The organism is Lysobacter enzymogenes (assembly GCF_017168095.1).
Classification (GTDB): domain Bacteria; phylum Pseudomonadota; class Gammaproteobacteria; order Xanthomonadales; family Xanthomonadaceae; genus Lysobacter; species Lysobacter enzymogenes_D.
The window spans coordinates 1-899 of the sequence record NZ_LXSD01000114.1; the positions used below are offsets into that span (position 1 = coordinate 1).

The following is an 899-nucleotide window of genomic DNA, read 5'->3' on the forward strand; positions in this document are numbered from 1 at the left end:
AGCGCCAGCGCCACCGCGGCCACGCCGGAGCTGGCCAGGGCCCAGCCGAGGAGGCCGCCGCGGCCCCGCTGGGGCTGCGCGGCGGCCTCGCTGCGGATCGTGCGCAGCCGCTGGCGGACCTGCGGGCTCACGCGTTCGAGCGCCTGCGCGTGCAGATCGCGCAGGGCCGCGTCGAAACGCGCGTCCGCTTCGGCCGCCGGGCTTGCGCGGTGCGGCGCCGGGGTGCGGCCGTCGGCGCTGCGCGGGTCGGTGTTCATCGCCATTCCTCCAGTTGCCGCTGCAGCGCTTCGCGCGCCCGCGACAGATGCGTCTTCACCGCGCCTTCGCTGCAGCCCATCGCCCGCGCGGTCGTGGCGACGTCGAGTTCTTCCAGTACCCGCAGCGAGAACGCTTCGCGTTGCCGCCGCGGCAGTTTCTGCAGCGCCTGGGCCAGGCGGCCGTAGGCTTCGCGGCCGTCGTGGGCGCGCTGCGGGTCGGGGCCGTCGTCGGCCCAGTCGGCCGGCGCGTCGTCCTCGCCGCGCGCCGCCGGCAGCAGCCAGCGCAGGCGGAACGCCCGGCGCCGCTGCACATCGACGATGCGGCTGCGCAGGATGCTCCAGAACAGCGGCGTCCATTCCTGCGGCGGACGGTCGCGGTAACCGAGCATTTTCATCATCGCGTCTTGCACCGCGTCCAGCGCGTCCTCGCGGTGGCGCAGGCCGAGTTCGGCGAAGCGGAACGCGCGCGTGCCCAGGCCGGCGAGGAACTCCTCCAGGCTGGCCGGCAGCCGCGCCGGGGCCGGGTCGGGCTCCGGCAGCGAGGCCAGCGCGTCGTCGCGCGGATCTTCGTCGATGCGCTCGTCCGTGCGCTCGGCCGCGTCGGCGCGCCAGCGCGGCGTCCGCTCCGCCGGCGCATCGGCT

General features: G+C 76.3%; 1 protein-coding gene and 1 pseudogene. Both read right to left on the bottom strand.

Annotated elements, in window-relative coordinates; all coding sequences use genetic code 11:
* Positions 1–257, bottom strand: a pseudogene (locus tag A7A76_RS03325) (hypothetical protein); the annotation flags it as partial.
* Positions 254–805, bottom strand: coding sequence for an RNA polymerase sigma factor (locus A7A76_RS03330; RefSeq protein ID WP_206409862.1), 552 nt, complete (start codon positions 803–805; stop codon positions 254–256). The pseudogene A7A76_RS03325 and the gene A7A76_RS03330, both read right to left, overlap by 4 nt.
* Between the last annotated feature and the right edge of the window lie 94 nt (positions 806–899).